At 73.1% G+C, this 17,168-nt stretch carries 19 protein-coding genes; 5 read left to right on the top strand and 14 right to left on the bottom strand.

The annotated features are described in order from the left end of the window. Nucleotides 1-39: 39 nt before the first annotated feature. Entirely contained in the window at nt 40-618 is a 579-nt protein-coding gene (locus ACH34Q_RS02520; RefSeq protein WP_395981032.1) for a DUF1349 domain-containing protein, read from the top strand. Here the strand turns inward: ACH34Q_RS02520 and ACH34Q_RS02515 are convergent. Next, a complete protein-coding gene (locus ACH34Q_RS02515; protein ID WP_395981031.1) occupies nt 575-1,498 on the bottom strand; it encodes a LysR family transcriptional regulator in 924 nt (307 codons plus the stop codon). The two genes, ACH34Q_RS02520 and ACH34Q_RS02515, sit on opposite strands and share 44 nt — an antisense overlap. A 103-nt stretch (nt 1,499-1,601) precedes the next feature. Here ACH34Q_RS02515 and ACH34Q_RS02510 point away from each other — a divergent pair, with 103 nt between their 5' ends. After that, a complete protein-coding gene (locus tag ACH34Q_RS02510; protein WP_395981030.1) occupies nt 1,602-2,780 on the top strand; it encodes an MFS transporter in 1,179 nt (392 codons plus the stop codon). Nucleotides 2,781-2,806: 26 nt separating this feature from the next. Here ACH34Q_RS02510 and ACH34Q_RS02505 read toward each other — a convergent pair whose 3' ends face one another. The 10 genes from ACH34Q_RS02505 to ACH34Q_RS02460 form a co-directional block, all read right to left on the bottom strand. Then, nucleotides 2,807-3,625 (bottom strand): urease accessory protein UreD, encoded by an 819-nt coding sequence (locus ACH34Q_RS02505; RefSeq protein WP_395981029.1) that lies wholly within the window; start codon nt 3,623-3,625, stop codon nt 2,807-2,809. Next, a complete protein-coding gene (gene ureG / locus ACH34Q_RS02500) occupies nt 3,622-4,278 on the bottom strand; it encodes an urease accessory protein UreG (protein WP_395981028.1) in 657 nt (218 codons plus the stop codon). Before ureG ends, ACH34Q_RS02505 begins: the two co-directional genes overlap by 4 nt. Further along, nucleotides 4,268-4,966 (bottom strand): urease accessory protein UreF, encoded by a 699-nt coding sequence (locus ACH34Q_RS02495; protein ID WP_395981027.1) that lies wholly within the window; start codon nt 4,964-4,966, stop codon nt 4,268-4,270. Before ACH34Q_RS02495 ends, ureG begins: the two co-directional genes overlap by 11 nt. Continuing rightward, a complete protein-coding gene (locus tag ACH34Q_RS02490) occupies nt 4,963-6,672 on the bottom strand; it encodes an urease subunit alpha (RefSeq protein ID WP_395981026.1) in 1,710 nt (569 codons plus the stop codon). The genes ACH34Q_RS02495 and ACH34Q_RS02490 overlap by 4 nt, the downstream gene beginning before the upstream one ends. After that, a complete protein-coding gene (locus tag ACH34Q_RS02485; RefSeq protein ID WP_395981025.1) occupies nt 6,665-7,087 on the bottom strand; it encodes an urease subunit beta in 423 nt (140 codons plus the stop codon). Before ACH34Q_RS02485 ends, ACH34Q_RS02490 begins: the two co-directional genes overlap by 8 nt. Continuing rightward, entirely contained in the window at nt 7,084-7,386 is a 303-nt protein-coding gene (locus tag ACH34Q_RS02480) for an urease subunit gamma (RefSeq protein ID WP_395981024.1), read from the bottom strand. The genes ACH34Q_RS02485 and ACH34Q_RS02480 overlap by 4 nt, the downstream gene beginning before the upstream one ends. A 118-nt stretch (nt 7,387-7,504) precedes the next feature. After that, nucleotides 7,505-8,689 (bottom strand): RNA polymerase sigma factor, encoded by a 1,185-nt coding sequence (locus ACH34Q_RS02475; protein WP_395981080.1) that lies wholly within the window; start codon nt 8,687-8,689, stop codon nt 7,505-7,507. Between the two features lie 22 nt (nt 8,690-8,711). Continuing rightward, nucleotides 8,712-9,062 carry a YciI family protein gene (locus ACH34Q_RS02470; RefSeq protein ID WP_395981023.1) on the bottom strand — a complete coding sequence of 117 codons (351 nt, stop codon included), beginning with the start codon at nt 9,060-9,062 and terminating at the stop codon, nt 8,712-8,714. Nucleotides 9,063-9,086: 24 nt separating this feature from the next. Further along, nucleotides 9,087-9,809 (bottom strand): J domain-containing protein, encoded by a 723-nt coding sequence (locus ACH34Q_RS02465; protein WP_395981022.1) that lies wholly within the window; start codon nt 9,807-9,809, stop codon nt 9,087-9,089. Between the two features lie 25 nt (nt 9,810-9,834). Beyond that, entirely contained in the window at nt 9,835-10,965 is a 1,131-nt protein-coding gene (locus ACH34Q_RS02460; RefSeq protein ID WP_395981021.1) for an ROK family protein, read from the bottom strand. Nucleotides 10,966-11,072: 107 nt separating this feature from the next. On the opposite strand from ACH34Q_RS02460, the gene edd reads away from it, so the two are divergent. The 3 genes from edd to eda are packed head-to-tail and all read left to right on the top strand — an operon-like array spanning nt 11,073 to nt 14,436. Beyond that, on the top strand, nt 11,073-12,869 hold the full coding sequence (edd, locus tag ACH34Q_RS02455; protein ID WP_395981020.1) for a phosphogluconate dehydratase: 1,797 nt from the start codon (nt 11,073-11,075) through the stop codon (nt 12,867-12,869). Beyond that, the gene (locus ACH34Q_RS02450; RefSeq protein ID WP_395981019.1) at nt 12,866-13,819 is read left to right on the top strand and encodes a glucokinase; all 954 of its coding nucleotides are present in this window, start codon (nt 12,866-12,868) and stop codon (nt 13,817-13,819) included. The genes edd and ACH34Q_RS02450 overlap by 4 nt, the downstream gene beginning before the upstream one ends. After that, the gene (gene eda, locus ACH34Q_RS02445) at nt 13,816-14,436 is read left to right on the top strand and encodes a bifunctional 4-hydroxy-2-oxoglutarate aldolase/2-dehydro-3-deoxy-phosphogluconate aldolase (protein ID WP_395981017.1); all 621 of its coding nucleotides are present in this window, start codon (nt 13,816-13,818) and stop codon (nt 14,434-14,436) included. Before ACH34Q_RS02450 ends, eda begins: the two co-directional genes overlap by 4 nt. Before the next feature lie 19 nt (nt 14,437-14,455). On the opposite strand, the gene ACH34Q_RS02440 is transcribed toward eda, so the two are convergent. The 3 genes from ACH34Q_RS02440 to ACH34Q_RS02430 are packed head-to-tail and all read right to left on the bottom strand — an operon-like array spanning nt 14,456 to nt 16,944. Beyond that, nucleotides 14,456-15,670: a M28 family peptidase gene (locus ACH34Q_RS02440; RefSeq protein WP_395981016.1), complete on the bottom strand. Its 1,215-nt coding sequence runs from the start codon at nt 15,668-15,670 to the stop codon at nt 14,456-14,458. A gap of 57 nt (nt 15,671-15,727) precedes the next feature. Continuing rightward, entirely contained in the window at nt 15,728-16,189 is a 462-nt protein-coding gene (locus ACH34Q_RS02435; RefSeq protein WP_395981015.1) for a DUF1707 domain-containing protein, read from the bottom strand. After that, on the bottom strand, nt 16,189-16,944 hold the full coding sequence (locus ACH34Q_RS02430) for a PadR family transcriptional regulator (protein ID WP_395981014.1): 756 nt from the start codon (nt 16,942-16,944) through the stop codon (nt 16,189-16,191). The genes ACH34Q_RS02435 and ACH34Q_RS02430 overlap by 1 nt, the downstream gene beginning before the upstream one ends. Between the last annotated feature and the right edge of the window lie 224 nt (nt 16,945-17,168).

Genomic DNA, 17,168 nt, shown 5'->3' with positions numbered 1-17,168 from the left:
ATGGTGGACTTAAGCCCACCATCGACAACGGAGGCATTTGTGGACCGGTTCGCTTGGGACGACGGCCAGTGGCTCAACCTCCCGCCGTCGTCCGCCCGCGAGGGCGGTGACCTGCTCGTCACCGCTGAACGCGGCAGCGACTTCTGGCGGACGACCTCCTACGGTTACGACCGCGATTCCGGTCACGCACTGCTCGGCCCGCTGGGCCCCGACGCCGCCGTGGAGGTCGCGTTCGCCGCCGATTTCACCGAGCAGTTCGATCAGGCCGGCCTTCTGGTGCGGCTGGACGAGCGCACCTGGATCAAGGCCGGGGTCGAGTACGCCGACGGAGTCCTCCAGGCCGGCGCCGTCGTCACCCATGAACGCTCGGACTGGTCGACCAGCCCCGTACCGGAGTGGGCCGGGCGTACCGTCACGATCCGCGCCAGCCGTACCGGCGACGCCGTCACCGTCCGGGGCCGCGCCGATGAGGACGCCTGGCAGATGCTGCGCGTGGCGCCGTTCCCGCCGGGCCGTCCGGCGACCGCCGGCCCCTACTGCTGCGCTCCCGAACGTTCCGGGCTCACCGTACGGTTCACGCGCCTGGCGTTCGGTCCTCCGGATCGTTCCCTGCACTGACGTCCGCGAGGGCCTGCGAGAAGGCCTGCGTACGGGCGGTCCCGTGATCGCGGTGCCAGACGAGGCCGAGCACGGAGGCGTCGAGCCCGGTGACGTCCACGAAGGTGATGGCCCGGCGGCCGTGGTAATCGGCCGTGGGGTTGCACAGGAGCATGGCCCCGCGATCGGCCGCGACCAGGGCCAGGCCCTCCTGGAGAGTGCTCACGGTGGGACCGGCCGGGATCGCCAGCCCGCCAGGGGTGCTGCTGGGAGCCTGCGCGCGGCGCCAGTACTCCGGCGCCGGATCGTGGGCGCTGATGAGCGGGAGCCCGGCGAGGTCCTCCGCAGCAAGGTTGTCGCGCTTGGCGAAGGGGTGGCGGCTGGACAGGGCGAGAGCCTGCGGCTGCTCGGAGAACACCTGCCCGAGGACGAGATCGTCCTCCTCCACCGGCAGCAGGACCACCGCCGTGTCGACCTCGTTGCGGCGGACCGGGCCGAACGGGTCGGAGAACGGGACCTCCACGATCTCCGTGGCGCAGTCGGGATACCGGCTCTGGAACAGCACGATCGCGTTCATGACGTGGTCGTCGACCGTTCCCTGGAAGCCGATGCGGATGAGCCCGCCGACGCCCCGGGCGGTGGCGCGGGCGTCGTCGAGGGCCGCGAGAACGGTGTCGTACGCGGGACGGACATCGGCCAGCAGCTTCTCGCCGAGGGGCGTGAGGCGGACGCGGCGGCTGGTGCGCTCGACGAGGCGGGCGCCGATCCTGCTCTCCAGCGAACGGAGCAGCTGGCTGATCCGGCTCTGCGACAGGTACAGCCGATCGCCCGCCCGGCCGAAGTGGAGCTCGTCGGCCAGCGCGAGGAAGGCCTCCAGTTCGCGGACTTCCAGGCTGCTCACGGGCTTCCTCTCAACGGCGCTGACCTCGGTGGATGAGCCAGGCTAATAGAAGGATGACGGGTAGGCCGTTGTTCCCGCGCGGCCCCGCCGTTTCGCTGGGATCATGACGCGACTACAGGAAACACCGGTCACACCACGGACCCCCCGACGCGGCTGGCCGGGTGTGGTGGCCCTGGCGGCCGGTACGTTCACGGTGGTCACCTCCGAGATGCTGCCCGTCGGGCTGCTCACCCCGATGGGCGATGCGCTCGGGGTGGCGGAGGGCGTGGCCGGCCTCACGCTGACGATCACCGGGCTGGTCGCGGCGGTCTCGTCCCCGCTGCTGACCGCCCTGCTGAGACGGTACGACCGGCGCCCGGTGCTGTGCGCGCTGATGGCCGTCCTGATGATCGGCAACCTGGCGGCCGCGTGGGCGCCGGACTTCACGACCATGGTCGCGGCCCGCGTCCTGGTCGGCATCGGGATGGGCGGCGTGTGGGCGATCGCGGCGAGCCTCGCGGTACGTCTCGTACCGCCGGCGTCGGTGGGCTCCGCGACCTCGCTGGTGTTCAGCGGGATCGCCGTCGCGTCCGTACTGGGCGTCCCGGCCGGCGCCTACATCGGCGCGCTGGCGGGATGGCGGGCGGCGTTCATCGCGGCGGCCGGGCTGGCGTTCCTCGTGCTGGTCGCGTTCGCGGTGCTGCTGCCGAGCCTTCCCGCGGAACGGACCGTACCGCTGAGCGGCGTGCTCCGGTTGTTCGGCAACCCTCAGGTACGCGTCGGCCTGATCGTCGTGGGCCTCCTCGTCACCGGCCACTTCGCCGCGTACACCTACATCAGGCCGGTCCTGGAGGACGTCTCCGGAGTCGGACCGGCGATGGTCGGCACGCTGCTCCTGCTGTACGGAGTCGCGGGCGTGGCGGGCAACTTCATCGCGGGCGCCGGAGCGGCCCGTTCGCCGCGGGCGACGTTGCTGGTGATCAGCGCGGTTCTGGCGGGCACCGTCCTGCTGATCCCGGCACTTGGCGGCACGCTCTTGATGGCGGGCGTCCTGCTGGCCGTGTGGGGCCTCGCCTACGGCGGAGTGTCGGTGAGTACGCAGACGTGGATGCTGGCCGCGTCCCCCGATGCGCGCGAGGGCGCCTCCTCGCTGTTCGTCGGTGTCTTCAACGCCGCCATCGCAGCGGGCGCCCTGGCGGGCGGTCTCATGGCCGGTGGCATCGGCGTCACATCGGTGATGTGGCTGGCCGGAGCCCTCGCCATCGGCGCTCTGCTGACCACCGCGACCGGCCGAACACCCTGACGTGCCCGCCGGGTCAGCCCGCCGGGTCAGCCGGCCGGGGCTGGTGACAGGGCTGCGCTGGACGGCTCCGCTCGGGCTCCGAGGAGGGTGTCCAAGGCGGCGTCAAGGCGGTGCCGGAGCGCGGTCGTGTCCGGAGCGAGGGCCGTGCAGAGTACGCCGTTCCCGTGGAGTTCCATGAAGGCGGTGTCCGGGATCGGGAGGCCGGTGTACGTGGGTCGATCCGGGTCGACCAGGAGCAGCGTTCCGGCTGTACGGTGGCCGGCGGTCACGGCCGGGCCGTCCCAGCCGGGGGCCGACGGGCCCGTGCCCAGTTCCTGGTCGTACAGCGGGCCCTCGTCTGTGACGATCCGTACCCGCTGACGGTGGGAGCCGGGTGTCTCCCCGTGGCGGCCGAACAGGATCTCCTCGCGCAGGACGAGCCTGGCGCCGCGTTCCAGGGTGACGCGGATGTCGGTGATGTGGCGGCAGCCGTGGGCGGCGATCACCAGTTCCGGCAGCCAGGCGAGGGTCGCGCCGGCACCGATCCGGACGCGGATGTCGAAGCGCGACTCCTCGCCGCGCGGTCCCGGCAGGAGCAGGGTCGGGGAGACCTCACCGAACAGGAGTGTGCTTCCCGCGCCGACGTCGACCTCCAGCCGCAGCCGGTCTCCGCCGAGCGGTCCCGCACCGCCTGCCGCCAGGTGGACGCAGGCGGCAGGCGTGTCGCGGCAGGCCCACTTCGTGAGCGGCTCCGAAGCCGGGAACGCGGTCGTACGGAGCATCAGCGGCCAGGACGAGCGCAGGACGCTGATGTGCGTGCCTCCGGGGCTGGACGAGGTGGCCAGCCGGGCCGGCGCCCGTGTCATGGGCGCTGCGACGAGAGTTGCTTGCGTACCCAGGACGTGACCTCGTCGGCCATCGGATCGTCGGTCAGGGAGACGAAGGCGACGGGACGGTCGCCGCGCATCTTCTTCGCGTCCCGGTCCATCACCGACAGGTCGGAGCGGACCTGGGCGGCGAGGTCGGTCTTGTTGATGACGAGCAGGTCGGAGGCGGTGACGCCGGGACCGCCCTTGCGAGGGATCTTGTCGCCGCCCGCGACGTCGATCACGAAGATCTGGCGGTGCACCAGGCCCCGGCTGAACGTGGCGGTGAGGTTGTCGCCGCCGCTCTCGACGAGGATCAGGTCGAGCGGGGGCAGCCGGCGTTCGAGGTCCTCGACGGCCTCCAGGTTGGCGGAGATGTCGTCCCGGATGGCGGTGTGCGGGCAGCAGCCGGTCTCCACGGCCCGGACCCGTTCGGCGGGCAGGACGCCGTTGCGCAGCAGGAAGTCGGCGTCCTCGGTGGTGTAGATGTCGTTGGTGACCACGGCGATTTCGAGTTCGCGGCCGAGGGATCGGCACAGCGCGGCCACGAGCGAGGTCTTGCCGGATCCGACCGGCCCGCCGAGACCGATCCGCAGCGCTCGGCCGGGCGCGACGGATTCCCCGCTTGAGCTGAAGTCCGGTTCACGATGCAAAGAGACGCACCTCCCAGGTGGCGTGGTGTTCGGCTGAGATGTCGAGCATGGGGGAGCCGGGGGAGGGGAGGTCCGGCCGGCGGCGGTGCCCGGCGGCGCTCGCGAGGCGGTCGAGCCGGGGTGCCAGCCGTACGAGGACGGCGTGGACCGCGTACGGGTCGAGACCGAGCAGCCGCACGGCCGCGGTCGCGGGGCCGGCCACCGCTTCGTGCAGGGCGGCGGCAGCGGCATCGTGCGGGGACAGGCCCAGGACCTGGCCGGTCACGCCGAGAACGATCGGCTGGTGCGGGCCCTCGGGGAGCGCAGCGGCGAGCGCGTCGAGGCGGGCGTGCGGACGGATCTCCCGGGCCGCGCGGAGCAACTGCCGGCCGAGCGTCCGGGACGTGGCGCGCAAGGCGGGCGAGGGGGTGCGGGCGTCGAGTTCGACGTCCAGTGTCTTGGCTGTTTCCGGCCGTGCGCATGCGGCGGCGGCGAACGCGGCGGCGATGACACCGGTGGTGTGGACCCGGCCCGTGAGGAACGCCTCCAGCGTGCCGGTGTCTTTGACCCGGCCTGCGGCGACCGCCGCTTCCAGTCCGCCGGAGTGGGCGTGGCCTCCGGCGGGGAAACGGCCGTCCGCCAGCATCAGGAGGGCGGCCGGTCCGGAGCCTGGAACGGCGTCGTCGAGTGCGTTCGGCCGGCCTGTCAAAACAGGAAGTACCGCTGCGACATCGGCAGGTCCGTCGCCGGCTCGTGGTCGACCTCGACGCCGTCGATGTGCACGGCGAAGGTCCGGGGATCGACCTCGATGTGCGGGAGCGCGCCGTTCTCGGGCAGGTCGGCTTTGCTACGGCCGCGCATGTTCGCCACCGGGACGAGCCCGCGCTCGATGTCGACCCGGTCGGCGAGCCCGTCCTCGATCGCGGCCGGAGCGACGAACGCCACGCTGGTGGAGGCCGCCGATCGCGTCGCCACGTTGTAGCCGAGCCGGGGCAGGACGGGCTGCGGCGGCGGGACCGCGGCGCCGGGGTCGCCGAGCAGGGCCATCGCCGCCATGCCGCCCTTGTAGACGGTGTTGGGGCGTACCCCGAACAGGGCCGGCTCCCAGAGCACCAGATCCGCGAGCTTGCCCGGTTCCACGGAGCCCACCTCGCGCTCCATCCCATGGATGATGGCCGGGACGATGGTGTACTTCGCCACGTACCGGCGGGCGCGGTTGTTGTCCGCGCGGTCGTCGCCGGGCAGGGACCCGCGCAGCCGCTTCATGACGTGCGCGGTCTGCCAGGTACGGCGGACCACCTCGCCGAGCCGTCCCATCGCCTGGGCGTCGGACGACATCGCCGAGATCGCGCCGATGTCCTGCAGGATGTCCTCGGCCGCCATCGTGGAGGCGCGCACCCGGCTCTCGGCGAACGCCAGTTCCGTCGGGATCCGCGGGTTCAGATGGTGGGCGATCAGGCAGATGTCGAGCTGCTCGTCGGCGGTGTTGACCGTGTAGGGGCGGGTCGGCGTGGTCGAGGACGGCAGGACGTGCGGTTCGCCGGCGATCCGGATGATGTCGGGCGCGTGGCCGCCGCCGGCGCCCTCGGTGTGGAAGGCGTGGAAGGTGCGCCCCGCGACGGTACGGAGCAGGTCCTCGACGAAGCCGGCCTCGTTGAGGGTGTCGCTGTGGATCGCCACCTGGACCCCGGCGGCCTCCGCGACCCGCAGCGCGGTGTCGATCACGGCCGGGGTGGCGCCCCAGTCCTCATGGCACTTGAACCCGCCCATGCCGGAACGCAGCTGCTCCCACAGCGACTCCTCGGAGACCGTGGTGCCGCGGCCGAGGAACAGCACGTTCACCGGCCACGGCTCGAACGACTCCAGCATCCGCTCCATCCACCAGCCGCCCGGCGTCGTGAGCGCGGCCTTGGAGCCGTCGGTGGGACCGGTGCCGCCGCCGGCGAGCGTCGTGGTGCCGTTCTCCAGCGCCAGCACGCACATGTCGGGCGACACGAAATGCACATGCGTGTCGACGGTTCCCGCGGTCATGATCAGGCCGCTGGCGTTGACCAGCTCGGTCGAGGGCCCGATGACCAGATCGGGATGCACGCCGTCCATGATGTCGGGGTTTCCGGACTTTCCGAGCGCCACGATCCGGCCGTCGCGGATGCCGACGTCGGTCTTGACGACGCCCCAGTGGTCGAGGACGACCACGCCCGCGATGACCAGGTCAGGGGTGCCCTCCGCGCGGGTGGCGTGCGACTGCCCCTGCGACTCCCGGCCCGATTTGCCGCCGCCGAAGACGACCTCGTCGCCGCCGGCGCAGTGGTCCTCCTCGATCTCGATCAGCAGGTCCGTGTCGGCCAGCCGGATCCGGTCGCCCGTGCTCGGCCCCAGCGAGGCGTCGTACCGCTGCCGTTCGATCTCAGTCATCGAGCGACCCCCCGCACTTGCCGCGCAGGCCCCGTACGACGCGCCGGCCGCCCAGCGGGATGAGCTCCACCTCCACCGTGGCGCCCGGGTCGAAGCGCTTCATGGCTCCGGCGAGGATGTTCATCCGGTGTCCCCAGGCGAGGTCGCGGTCGAACTCCAGCGCCTCGTTCGCCTCCGCGAAGTGGTAGTGCGAGCCGACGCTGATCGGCCGGTCGGCCGTGTTGACGACCGTGACCGTGACCACCGGGCGGCCCGCGTTGATCACCACCGGATCGGGGTGGTAGATGATCTGCCCCGGCGCTCCCGGCTCGGTACCGGACTCGGCGCCGGGCTGGACGAGCCCGCTGGTCTTGCCCTTGCCGGAGCCGGGGATGATCTCCTTGCCGGTTCCCGGGCGCCGCTGCCGCTCGCTCAACCGATCGGCCTCTGCACCGCGATCAGCTTCGTGCCGTCGGGGAACGTCGCCTCGACCTGCACCTCGCCGAGCATCTCCGGGACTCCGTCCAGCACGTCGTCCCGGCCGAGCATCGTCCGTCCGGCGTCCTGGAGGTCGGCCTTCGTACGGCCGTCCCTGGCGCCCTCCAGCAGCCGCCACGAGATCAGCGCCGTGGCCTCGGGAAGGTTGAGCTTCAGCCCGCGCGCCCGGCGCTCCTCGGCGAGCTTGGCCGCCGTATAGATCATCAGGCGTTCCCTCTCCTGCAAGCCGAGGAGCATCGCCCCATCACCCCGTCCCGTGTGCGAGCCGCGCGTACGCCCCCGATGGCGGACACGGAGCAGCACTTACCCCACCAGTGATGAGTCACACACGGGCATGGATCGATCGCGGACCGTGTCAGCTCTCCAGTGAGCGGAGCCTGCCGCTGAGGAAGGCGCGTTCGGCGGCGTTGCCGGTACGGGTGAGGGCAGCCTCGTACGCCTGCGCGGCCTCCGACGTACGGCCAAGGCGGCGCAGCAGATCGGCGCGGATGGCATGGAAGAGGTGATGGCGGTCGAGATCGAGGCCGTCGACGAGGGCGAGGGCGGCCTCGGGTCCCTCCACCTCGGCCACCGCGACGGCGCGGTTGAGGGCGGCGACCGGCGTGGGCGCGATGGCCATGAGCCGGTCGTACAGCCGCAGGATCTGCCGCCAGTCGGTGGGCGGGGACTCGCTGTGCACGGCGCTGATCGCCGCCTGGATCTGGTACAGGCCGGGCCGCCCAAGGCGCAGGCAGCGGCGGACGAGGGCCTGGCCTTCGACGATCAGATCGCGGTCCCACAGGCCGCGGTCCTGGTCGGCCAGCAGGACGAGGTCGCCGGACGGTGCCGTCCGGGCCGGGCGGCGCGACTCCTGCAGGAGCATGAGCGCGAGCAGGCCCATGACCTCGGGCTCGTCCGGCATCAGACCGTCCAGGATGCGGCCGAGGCGGATGGCCTCGGCGCACAGGTCCGCGCGGATCAGGGCGTCGCCCGAGCCGGCGGTGTAGCCCTCGTTGAAGACCAGGTACAGCACGGCCAGCACGGCACCGAGGCGGGCGGGCAGGTCGGCGTCCTGGGGGATCCGGTACGGGATCCGGGCGTCGCGGATCTTGCCCTTGGCCCGGACGAGTCGCTGCGCCATGGTCGGTTCGGGGACCAGGAATGCGCGCGCGATCTCGCCGGTGGTGAGGCCGCCGAGCAGCCGCAGCGTCAGCGCGACCCGCACGTCCGGTGCCAGCGCCGGATGGCAGCAGGTGAAGATCAGCCGGAGCCGTTCGTCGCGCACGGGGCCCTCCTCGGCGGGCTCGCCGCCGTCGTGCAGGAGGGCGGCCTCGGCCTGGCGGTCCGCGCGGGACGCCTCGCGGCGGAGCCGGTCGATCGCGCGGTTGCGGGCGGTGGTGATGATCCACCCGGCCGGGCTCGGCGGCGGCCCCTCGGTCCAGGTGCGGAGCGCGACGGCGAACGCGTCCTGGACCGCCTCCTCGGCGAGGTCGATATCGCCGAAACGCCGCACCAGGACGGCCACCGCGCGGCCGTACTCCTCGCGGAAGACGCGCTCGATCTCCAGCAGGGCGACCCCTCCTTTACGCGTCCCCCTGGAACGGGCGAACCTCGACCGGCAGTGTCGTCGCGCGCGACAGCCTGCGCCCCCACTCGAGCGCCTCGTCCAGGTCGGCCGCCCGGATGACGGTGATCCCGCCGAGGACCTCCTTGCCCTCGGTGAACGGGCCGTCGGTCATCAGGACCTCGCCCTCCCTGGCGCGCAGGACGGTCGCCGTACCGGGTTCGTGCAGGCCACCGGCGAAGACCCAGGCGCCGGCCTCCCGCATCTCCTCGTTCAGCTCGGCGAGGTCCCGCATGATCGGCTCGAGGAACTCCGGGGACGGGGCGCCGCCGCCGGCGGGCTGGTAGATGCTGAGCAGGTAGTGCTGCATGCCTCCACCTTCTCTCACCCTCGCTCAGCGCCGGCGGAGGACGCCCTCGGCAGGGGGCATCCCGTTGCGCCCGCGGAACTCGACGGACAGGTCGCCGTCGTCGCGCGGCCTCAGCCGGGCGTCACCGAGGTCGCATTCCTCCGACTCGCGGGTGACCTCGGCCTTGAGGACCAGGGTGCCGCCGCTGAGGGCGAGGGGGGCGGCGGTGCCCGAGCAGCTGCCGTCCAGGTAGCTGACCCTCCCGCCGTCCCGGCGCAGGGTGAGTTCCGCGCTCCAGGACTCCTGGTACGTGCGGAAGCGGCCGAAGGACATCGGCGCGTGCAGGTGGGTGACCGTTCCGCCCCAGGAGCCGATCATGCTCGCGGGCACCGTCACCGGCTCGTTCGAAGGCCGCAGGAGGAGCGTCACCAGCAGTGCCAGCGCACCCCACCCGAGAACCGAGAACAGCGCGATACGGCCGTTCTTGCGCGGCCCGCCCTGTCCGCGCGGTCGGCGCCACCAGGGCGGCGGCGGGGCGGGCCGGGACGCGTCGTACTCGATACGGCGGGTGATCAGGACCTGGCGCGCGGCGTTGAGCAGCCGCGTGCGGGCGGCGGCCTCCGCCTGGCGCTCGGGATCGGTGAACCGGTCGGGATGGTTCTCCTTGATCAGGTCACGGTGCGCCCGGCGGATCTCCTCGCCGGTCGCGGTGGGGCGGACGTCGAGCAGGGCGTAGGCGTCGTTCCCGGCCAGTTCGGGGAATGGCACGCGCGGACCTCCTGAGCGGCGGAGATCAGGCTAGCGACGAGCGGGTCTCCCAGGGGGACGAATCGCGCGATAGCGCCGCGTCCACGGCCTCGGGGGCGAGGACGTGGTCCAGGACGAGCGCCGCGCAGCCGGTCAGTCCCGCCGCGTCGCCCAGCCGGCTCGGCTCGATCCGGAGCCCGCGGGTGGCCAGCGCCGTGGCGCGCTGGTAGACGACCTCCCGTACGCCCGCCATCAGGGGCTCGTAGGCGCCGGTGAGGTCGCCGCCGAGGACGACGACCGCAGGGTTGAGGAGGTTGACGGCCCCGGCGACGACCTCGCCGATGCGGCGGCCGGCCTCGCGGACGAGGGTCACGGTCGCGGGGTCGCCCGCGCGCGCCAGTTCGGCGAGCCCGGCGAGGTCGGCGGCGGGGGAGCGGGCCAGCAGCGCCGCGCCGCCGGCGACCGCCTCCACGCAGTCGCGGTTGCCGCAGCGGCAGACGACGCCGTCTCCCCCGGATATGGGGATGTGCGCGATCTCGCCGGCCGCCCCCAGCGCGCCCCGCTGGACCCGGCCGCCGAGGATCAGGCCCGCGCCGATGCCGGTGGAGAGCTTGACGAAGAGCAGGTCGTCGACGTCCCGGCTGAACCTGGCCCGGTACTCGCCCAGCGCGGCGATGTTGACGTCGTTGTCGAGGTACGCGGGGACGCCGAAGCGCTCGGCGATGGGAGGCCCGACGGCCGTCCCGTCCCACAGCGCGGTCGCGGACTCGACCGGGTCGGGGACGCCGATGCCCGCGCCTCGTACGGGCGGTGCCCCGATCTCGGCGAGCAGGACGTCCCAGGCGTCCAGGAGGGCGTCCAGTCCCGGGGTGATGTCGCTCCGCGCGAGGACCTCGCCGGCCAGATCGCAGACGGCCGCCTGCCCTCGCGACCGGCCCAGGTTGGCGACCAGGATCGCCCCGCCGGAGGCGTTGAACGACAGCCGCGCCGGCGGGCGGCCACCGGTGGACGGGCCGTCGGCGCGCTCGACGACCAGGCCGTTCGTCATCAGCTCGGTCACCCGCAGGGCCACCGCCGGACGGGACAGCCCGGTGATCCGGCCGAGTTCGGCGCGGGTGGCCACGCCCTCCCGGATCAGCCGCAGGACATCACCGCTGGACGACGGGCGTCTGGTCATCCGGCCAGTGAAGCATGGCAGCTCACTTGCCACAAGATACGGACTTTTGTCATCTATCGTGCTTAAGTAGGGGGGATCATTATCTGAAGAGCGCGAGGAGCGTCCCGATGACCGGCTCACCCCATCCCGTCGTCGCGCGGGTCACCCGGCGCATCGCCGAACGCGGCGCCGCCCGCCGCGCGGCGTACCTGCGGCGGATCGGCGAGGCCGCCTCCGTGGGGCCCGCCCGCGCGTCGCTCGGCTGCGCCAACCTCGCGCACGGCTTCGCCGCCTGCGGCCCCGCCGAGAAGCTCCAGCTCAAGGGCGGCACGGCGAAGAACATCGCGATCGTGTCCGCGTACAACGACATGCTCTCGGCGCACCAGCCGCTGAAGGACTATCCCGACATCCTCAAGGCAGCGATCCGCGCGGCGGGCGGTACGGCCCAGTTCGCCGGCGGCGTGCCCGCGATGTGCGACGGCATCACGCAGGGCCGCGCGGGCATGGAGCTGTCCCTGTTCAGCCGGGACGTCGTCGCCATGGCCGCAGCGATCGCGCTCTCGCACGAGATGTTCGACGGGGCCCTGATGCTGGGCGTCTGCGACAAGATCGTGCCCGGCCTGGTCATCGGCGCGCTGTCCTTCGGCCACCTGCCGACGATCCTGATCCCCGCCGGGCCGATGGCCTCCGGCCTGCCGAACACCGAGAAGTCCCAGGTCCGCAAGCGGTTCGCCGCCGGCGAGGTCGGCCGCGAGGACCTGCTGGCCGCCGAGTCCGCCTCGTACCACTCGGCCGGGACCTGCACCTTCTACGGGACGGCCAACTCCAACCAGATGCTGATGGAGGTCATGGGCCTGCATCTGCCCGGCGCGAGCTTCATACCGCCGGGAACCGAACTGCGCGACGCGCTCACCGAGGAGGCCGCCCGCCGGATCCTGCGCCTGACCACCCCGGTCGGCGAGATGCTGGACGAGCGCTCCTTCGTGAACGGCGTCGTCGCCCTGCTGGCCACCGGCGGCTCCACCAACCACACCCTGCATCTGGTCGCCATGGCCGCGGCCGCCGGGATCGAGCTGACCTGGGACGACTTCGACGAGCTGTCCGCTGTCACCCCGCTGCTGACCCGGCTCTACCCCAACGGCTCGGCCGACGTGAACCACTTCCACGCCGCCGGCGGGACCGCGTTCCTCATCGGCGAACTGATGGACGCCGGACTCCTGCACGGCGACGCCCTCACCGTCGGTGGCGAGACCCTGGCCGCGTACCGCGAGTACCCGATCCTCACCGAAGAGGGCCTGGCCTGGCGTCCCTCCAGCGGGACGTCCGGTGACCTCGGCGTCCTGCGTCCGGTGAACGAGCCGTTCGACGAGCAGGGCGGCCTGCACACCGTCCGGGGCAACCTCGGCCGCGCCGTCGTCAAGGTGTCGGCCGTACGGCCGGAGCACCGCACGATCGAGGCGCCCGCCCGCGTCTTCGCCTCCCAGCACGAACTCCAGGACGCCTTCGCCGCCGGAGACCTCGACGGCGACGTCGTCGCCGTGGTCCGCTTCCAGGGCCCGCAGGCCAACGGCATGCCCGAGCTGCACAAGCTCACCCCGCCCCTGTCGGTCCTGCAGGACCGCGGCCACCGCGTCGCCCTGGTCACCGACGGCCGGATGTCCGGTGCCTCGGGCGCCGTGCCCGCCGCCATCCACGTCTCGCCCGAAGCCGCCTCCGGTGGCCCGCTGGCCCGCGTACGGGACGGCGACACGATCCGCCTCGACACCGGCAAGGGCCTGCTCGAAGTCCTCGTCCCGGACGAGGAGTTCGCCGCCCGCGCACCGGCCGAGACTCCCGCCCCCGAGCCGGGCACCGGCCGGGAGCTCTTCGCCGCGTTCCGCAACGCCGTGGGCCCGGCCGAATCCGGCGCCGGGGTCTTCTCGTGAGCTTCCCCTGGCTGGTCGCCGACGTCGGCGGCACCAATGCGCGGTTCGCGCTGATCGAAGGGCCGGGCCGGCCTCCCGGCCGGGTACGGGCGCTGCCGACACGCGATCACGCCGGGCTGGGCGAGGCGGCCGCCGCCTACCTCGCGACACTCGGCGTACGTCCGGGCGCCTGCTGCCTCGCGGTGGCCGGTCCTGTTTCGGACGGGCGCTACCACCTCACGAACGCGGGCTGGGCCCCCGGCTCGGCCGAGCGGATCGACCTGCCGAACCTCCGGATCATCAACGACTTCGAGGCGCTGGCCCTGGCCCTGCCGCACCTGGAGCGGGACGGACTGCGCCCGATCGGCGGCGGCGCCCTGCCCGCGCCCGATGGGACGGCGCCGCTGGCGGTGCTGGGTCCAGGGACCGGGCTCGGCGTGGCCGGGCTCGTTCCGGTGGACGGCCGCTGGACGCCGATACCGGGGGAGGGCGGGCAGGTGGACCTGCCCGCCGGGACCGACCTGGAGATCGAGGTCATGCGCCTGCTGCGCGCCGAGATGGGCACCGGAAACGCCGAGTACATCCTGTCGGGGAACGGGCTCGTCCGGCTGCGCCGGCTGCTGGCGCTGATACACGGGAAACAGGTGGACCCGCTCACGGCCGCCGACATCTGCGCGATGGACGACGACCCGTTGTGCGCCGAGACCGTGCGGACCTTCTGCGGCCTGCTGGGATCGTTCGCGGGGAACGTGGCGCTCACGCTGGGCGCGCGCGGTGGCGTCTACCTGGGCGGCGGCATCCTGCCGCGCATCGCGGACGCCCTCGGCCGCAGTGATTTCCGGCGCCGCTTCGAGGGCAAGCCACCGGTCGAGGACTTCCTGCGGGCGGTCCCCGCAGCCCTGATCGTCCACCCGTACCCGGCGCTGACCGGCGCCGCGGCCCTGCTCGAAACAGCGATGGAGCCTTCATGAAAGCCGGCGAACTCCTCGACCTCGCCCCCGTCATCCCCGTCGTGGTCCTGGACGACCCGGACGCCGCCGTACCGATGGCGCGGGCCCTCGTGGCGGGCGGCCTGCCGGTCATCGAAGTCACGCTGCGTACCGCGAAGGCACTGGCCGTCATCGAACGGATCGCCGCCGCCGTACCGGACGCCGTCGTGGGCGCGGGCACCGTCGTCGGTCCCGAGGACGCGCGGCGTGCTGCGGCGGCGGGCGCGAAGTTCCTGGTCAGCCCCGGCTGCACGGACAGGCTGCGGGAGGCGATGACCGCCATCGACCTGCCGTTCCTGCCGGGTGTCTCCAGTGCCTCCGAGGCGATGGCGCTGCTGGAGTACGACATCACCGCGATGAAGTTCTTCCCGGCGGGCCCGGCCGGAGGCCCGGACTACCTGAAGGGGCTCGGCGGTCCGCTGCCCCAGATCCGGTTCTGCCCCACCGGCGGCGTCACCCAGGACAACGCGTCCCGCTACCTGGCCCTGCCCAACGTCGCCTGCGTGGGCGGCACCTGGCTGACCCCGGCGGACGCCGTACGGGACCGCGACTGGGCCCACATCGAGAACTTGGCGAGCAAGGCCGCCGGGCTGGTCTGAGACCGGGAAGCCCGCGATGTCAGTGGGCGGCCAGGGCTCGGGCGACGGATTCGGTCAGCTGGGTCGCGTCGGCGACGCAGCGGTAGTCGACGTTCTCCGGCAGGTCGGTCGGCAGGTGGTAGTGCGGGATGAGCCGCTGGTCGTCGAGCGAGACCAGGCAGGCGGTGCGGTAGCCGTGCCGGTGCGGGACGATCGCGTCGGTGCCGGCGCGTGCGCGCAGCCCGCGCTCGACGGGGATGTCCTGCTCGATGGCGCAGCGCGCGACGAGGTCGCCGAAGCCCGTGTCGTACGGCTCCGTGCGCAGCGGGCCCTCCCCGTCCAGGAGCACGAGGTTGCCGGAGCCGACGGTGTCCAGGTTGAGGAACCACGTACTGCTCGTGGGCAGGCCGGGGAAGTGCCGGCGGGCGAAGCCCCGGACGCCCTCCTGCATGGCCTCCTCCGCGCCGGCCGAGAACAGCAGGACGCGCAGGCCCGGCAGCGGACGGCGTTCCAGCGACTCGGCCAGGGCGACCAGGACCGACACACCGCTGAGGTCGTCGTTCGCGCCGGGGACGGCCCGGCGGCTCGCGATGTCGGCCATCGCGGCCACGGTCAGGGCGCTCAGGGCGGTGCCGGTACGGCGCAGCCAGGCGACCCCGGTGGCGCTGCCCAGCGCGACGCAGACCGGGCCCGCCAGGACGGGCCACCAGATCGGGGGCCGCTCGGCGATCCTGTCGAGCAGCCCGGGCCAGCGGCGGGCGAGCCGGCGGGCGGCCGTCTGGGCGAAGACGCGGCCGGTCGGGGCGGCGTCGTGGTGGGCCATGACCACCAGCGTCCGGGGCGCGTCCGGATCGCCGATGCCGGCCACGACGTTGCAGGCCGTACGGCGCGCGCTCAGGACCGCACGGGCGTACTGGCGGCCGCAGGAGACCTCGTCGGCGATCCCGGCGGCGGCCACCGCGCCGCCGAGGGCGCCGAGCGCGCGCACCCGGCCGCCGGCCGTCCCCGCGAGGACCGCCAGCCCGGCCAGCGCTCCGACCGGCCGGGCGTACGACCCGTACGCGGGGACCTCCTCGACCTCGGCCGCCGCGCCCGCCGCGCGCAGCCGGTCGGCGATGAGGTGCGCGGCCTCGCGCTCGCCGGGCGAGCACGGCGGCCGCTCGATGGCGGCGAGCCGTTCGACCGTGGCCCGCAGCGCCGCCTCGTCGGGACGGGCCACCGGCGAGACCGGATGCAGGAACCGCTCGGGGTTCATGAATCAGACGTTCTCACCCCTGCCCGGCCCGGTCCATACCCGCAGGTATCCGGCCTCCTAGCGTGGCCGGGCGCGGCGGGCGCCGACGGCCAGCGTCACCGCGCGGACGATCCAGACCAGCATCGCCACCTGGAGCACGGTCAGCATCGCGGCCCCGATCCCCACGGCGAACGTCATGAAGATGAAGACGCCCAGCATGAGCGGGAACGCCGGGAACGGCCCGCGATGGTGGACCCGCGCGGGATGCCCGTACCGCTGCGCATGCGCGAAGGCGTGCGCGTGCGCGTGCGTCCAGTGCGCGGGTACGGGGCGTTCCGTCCCCGGCAGGCCGTTGGGGCCGGGCAGGTCCTTCACGATCGTCCGCAGGGCGCCCTGCGTCTTGGCGGCCAGCGCGGTGCCGAGCCGCTCGTCGAGTTCCTCGCGGTCCAGCCGGCCCGCCGCGAAGTGCTCGTGCAGGGCCGACGTCACCGCGTCCCGCTCGGCGTCGCCGATGCGCATCTCGTCCGGTGCGGTCACCATCACTCCTGTGGGGCGTCGGGGCCCGGGTCGTCCTCGGGGGCCGGTTCGTCGTCGGCCAGGATCAGGTAGAGGCGGCGCCGGGTGTCGGCGATCACGTCCTTGGCCTTGGCGACCTGCTCGGGCGAGCCCGAGTGGACGATCTGCATCACCGCGGCGCCGGTCTGCGCCACCTGCTTGAACAGGTCGGGTACGCCCTCGCCGAAGTCGGGCGCCATCGCCGCCCACGGCTCGGAGACCTCGTCGGCGTGCTCCTCGACGTAGGCCCGGCCCTCGTCGGTCAGCTGGAACGTCCGGCGGCCCGCGGACTCCTCGCCGCGGATCAGGCCCTCGTCCGCCAGCTGCTGCAGCGCCGGGTAGATCGCGCCGGGGCTGGGCTTCCAGCCGCCGTCGCTGCGCTCGTTGATCTCCTGGATGATCTGGTAGCCGTTGCGCGGCTGCTCGGCCAGCAGCGCGAGGATGGCCGCGCGCACGTTCCCCTTGCGCGCCCTCGGACCCCGGCCGCTCGTACCGCGGCCCCACGGGCCGCCCCGGCCGCGCGCCCACGGAGGTCCGGGCGGGCCCCACGGGCCGGGCCCCGGTCCGCCGCCGCCGAACATCCAGCCGAACTGCGGTCCGGCCTCGGTGCGGGGGCCGCAGCCGCCGCGCTGCTCGTGCCCGCGCGCCGCGTGCGCCGCGACGTGGGCCGCCTTGGCGCCCAGCGCCGCCGCGGCGAAGGCCCAGCGCAGATCAGCCCCGTGACCATGCGTCGTCCCCATGTTCTCCACCGCCTTCCGAGATCATTCTTTGATCTCTCGCGATACGACAACGATATATCGAAAACGCGCGAGGCGGCCAGAGGGTTCCCGGCCTTCGTTCCGTCCCTGGGTCTACTTGCAAGTAACTTGATGTCGAGATAAATCGGGGATAGCTTGACGTCAAGAGAAAAGGCCGGGAAGTTAGCCGCCCCCGGGTCCCGAGCAAGACCACGACTAGGGCAGGA

It is taken from the genome of Actinomadura sp. 9N407 (assembly GCF_044326315.1).
Lineage (GTDB): Bacteria > Actinomycetota > Actinomycetes > Streptosporangiales > Streptosporangiaceae > Spirillospora.
The sequence above is the reverse complement of the archived record's forward strand: the minus strand, read 5'-3'. Positions and strand labels throughout refer to the sequence as shown.

Bases quoted from the DNA above. Each gene is read 5' to 3' on its own strand.
- ACH34Q_RS02460 (WP_395981021.1), bottom strand. From the start codon at position 10,965: ATGACCAGACGCCCGTCGTCCAGCGGTGATGTCCTGCGGCTGATCCGG.
- ACH34Q_RS02490 (WP_395981026.1), bottom strand. From the start codon at position 6,672: ATGACTGAGATCGAACGGCAGCGGTACGACGCCTCGCTGGGGCCGAGC.
- ACH34Q_RS02430 (WP_395981014.1), bottom strand. From the start codon at position 16,944: ATGGGGACGACGCATGGTCACGGGGCTGATCTGCGCTGGGCCTTCGCC.
- edd (WP_395981020.1), top strand. From the start codon at position 11,073: ATGACCGGCTCACCCCATCCCGTCGTCGCGCGGGTCACCCGGCGCATC.
- ACH34Q_RS02470 (WP_395981023.1), bottom strand. From the start codon at position 9,062: ATGCAGCACTACCTGCTCAGCATCTACCAGCCCGCCGGCGGCGGCGCC.
- ACH34Q_RS02480 (WP_395981024.1), bottom strand. From the start codon at position 7,386: ATGCTCCTCGGCTTGCAGGAGAGGGAACGCCTGATGATCTATACGGCG.
- eda (WP_395981017.1), top strand. From the start codon at position 13,816: ATGAAAGCCGGCGAACTCCTCGACCTCGCCCCCGTCATCCCCGTCGTG.
- ACH34Q_RS02440 (WP_395981016.1), bottom strand. From the start codon at position 15,670: ATGAACCCCGAGCGGTTCCTGCATCCGGTCTCGCCGGTGGCCCGTCCC.
- ACH34Q_RS02510 (WP_395981030.1), top strand. From the start codon at position 1,602: ATGACGCGACTACAGGAAACACCGGTCACACCACGGACCCCCCGACGC.
- ACH34Q_RS02505 (WP_395981029.1), bottom strand. From the start codon at position 3,625: ATGACACGGGCGCCGGCCCGGCTGGCCACCTCGTCCAGCCCCGGAGGC.
- ACH34Q_RS02435 (WP_395981015.1), bottom strand. From the start codon at position 16,189: ATGGTGACCGCACCGGACGAGATGCGCATCGGCGACGCCGAGCGGGAC.